General features: G+C 76.4%; 3 protein-coding genes. All 3 read right to left on the reverse strand.

Annotated features, from left to right (window positions below; translation table 11 throughout):
* Positions 1 to 249: 249 nt before the first annotated feature.
* Positions 250 to 747: an NUDIX domain-containing protein gene (locus KS423_RS43690; protein WP_224285247.1), complete on the reverse strand. Its 498-nt coding sequence runs from the start codon at positions 745 to 747 to the stop codon at positions 250 to 252.
* A 17-nt stretch (positions 748 to 764) separates the two neighbouring features.
* The gene (locus KS423_RS43695) at positions 765 to 956 is read right to left on the reverse strand and encodes an SPOR domain-containing protein (protein ID WP_224285248.1); all 192 of its coding nucleotides are present in this window, start codon (positions 954 to 956) and stop codon (positions 765 to 767) included.
* A gap of 166 nt (positions 957 to 1,122) precedes the next feature.
* Positions 1,123 to 2,320: DUF4190 domain-containing protein (locus KS423_RS43700; protein ID WP_224285249.1), on the reverse strand; the 1,198-nt coding region annotated here is incomplete at its 5' end.

The raw sequence follows: 2,320 nt of genomic DNA on the forward strand, positions 1-2,320 counted from the left end.
GGCTGGGGGGCGGCCGGACGGGCGGCGCGGCGCAGTCGGGCGCGGGCGGCAGCGCTTCCCGCGGAGCCTGCCCGCCGCTCTCCCCCGCCGCCGTTCCCGGTACTCGACACCGACGGGGCCTCCGGCTCTGGTCGGGATCGGCGTCGCCGGCTGGGGACGGCTCACCGATAGTGACGAATAGTGCCGAAAAGTGACATACCCAGCAGCATCCAGGCTATCCCGGCCCGCGGGTCGTCTTGTCCGATTGACCTACCCGGCGGACTGCGCGTCGCCCGCCGCCGACGCGCTGTCCGCAGCCGCCGTTCCGCCCTCCACGAGCAGCCGGGCGACGTGCGGCAGCACGTCACGGTCGTGGTCGATCCAGTCCACGGCGTCCAGTTCGTCCGGGCCCAGCCAGCGCAGCGCGTCGTGGTCCTGGAGCGCGCGCGGCTCGCCGGCGAGCAATTCCGCGGCCCAGAACCGCAGCTCCAGGCCGGGGCGCACGGCCCACGCGCCCGGCAGCCGGGTCAGCGCGCGCGCCCTGACGCCGAGCTCCTCCAGCAGTTCCCGCTCCAGCGCCCGGGCCTCGGTCTCCCCGGGCTCGGCCTTCCCGCCGGGGAACTCCCACCGGCCGGCCACCGCCTCGGGCGCGCTGCGCCGGGCGGCGAGCACCCGGCCGCGGTGGACCAGCGCACCGCCGACCACGATCCGGGGAGCGGCGGGGGTGCCAGGTGCGTCAGGGGTGGGGCCGGGATGGGTCGCGTCCATGGCCTGACCCTACGACCTCAGGCGTTCCGGACCGTCCCGTCCTCGGCTTCCGGCCGGGCCACCCCGTCCTCTTCGACCCAGTACATCTGCTTGTGCCCGCGGGCCTCGAACTCGGCGGCCAGCCGCCGGGCCCCGGCCCGGTCGAGGTCCTTGGCGACCAGGAAGCGGTTGCCGTTGTCGTCCTGCCGCATCACCCGGTAGGTGCCCATGGCGGGAGGGTATCGGGAGCTCCTGCGGCTGTCTCGCTCCGGGCCGGACGGGCTGGTCCCCGGCTCGCGTGGGGGTCGGGCCGGGGACGTGCCCACGACCGTACGGTCGGCGGGTTACCGGCAGGTACGGGCGCGGTCAACGGCCGGTTACCGGGTGCGCGGCCGCTCAGACCCGCAGGTCGGGCACCTGCTCACCGGTGGACAGGTCCAGTCCGCGACGGATCTCCATGGCCATCGGCGCCGTCCTGGCCACCAGTGCCCTGGCCCGGCGGACGGCACCCGCCACGTCGTCGCCGGAGGCCGCGGCGTCCCAGGCGGCGGCCGCCTGGGACTGGGCCTCGACCAGCTTGGCGATCTTCGGCTGGACGTCGGCCGGCCAGGGCGCCGACGGCGCGCCCAGCACCGCCGCCTCGGTCCGGGAGGCGACGGCCATCCGCCGGGCCCACGCCCGGTACTCGGCCTCGGCCCCGGAGACGTCCCCGTCCGGCGGGTCCAGGTAGACGTCGTTGAAGCTCCGGACGGCCTCCAGGTAGGCCAGCTGGGGCGCGGTCAGGCGGCTCCGGTCGGTGCGGACCGTTCCCCGGTGCGGGTCGTCGCGGTCCTCGAAGGCACAGGTGACGTACCGTGCGCCGGACGCCCAGTTCTTCGCGGTCGGGTAGAGGTAGACGTCGTCCATGCCGTCCGGGACGACCCACTGGTCGAGCGCGTAGCCGTCCAGCACCGTGCGGCAGAGCCGGCCGGCCGACGCGCGGACCTCGCTCTCGCCCGGGTAGGTGCCGTTGCCGTCCGGGAGTCCGGCGGTGCCCGCCACCTCGCCGTGGTGCGGCTCGGCGCAGGCCACCCGGTGCACCCAGTACACCGTCTCGTCGCCGTCCCCGCCCGCGGTGGAACCGCCCTCGGGGGAGTCGTAGCAGTCGCCGGCCTTGAGGTCGGACCAGTGCACCGAGCCGGCCGGCGCCTTCGGGGCCTGGCCGTAGCGGCCGGCCCGCGCCGAGCTGAAGTCGGCCGCGCCGAGCGCGAGGGCCAGCAGCATCGTGCCGATCGTGCCGAGCACCAGGCCGGTCACCGCCATCCCGGAGCCGCGCTCCTTGCGGCGGTTGATCTGGACCAGCGCGAGGATGCCGAACACCAGGGCCACCGGGGCCACCAGGAGCAGGCCGGTGACCAGGGAGCCGACGGCGAAGCCGTTGGTGGGGGCGGGTCCGGGCACGAACCCGGGGACGAACCCGGGAGCGGCGGCCGGGCCCTGGCCAGGGGCCGGGGCGTACGGGTGGCCGGGCTGGAAGCCGGACTGGGCGGAGGGGGTGACGGAGGCCCAGCCGCCGGCGGGCAGCGGGTGCGGCGGCTGGGGCGGGGCGGCCGAC

This window comes from Streptomyces sp. LS1784, assembly GCF_020103755.1.
GTDB lineage: Bacteria > Actinomycetota > Actinomycetes > Streptomycetales > Streptomycetaceae > Kitasatospora.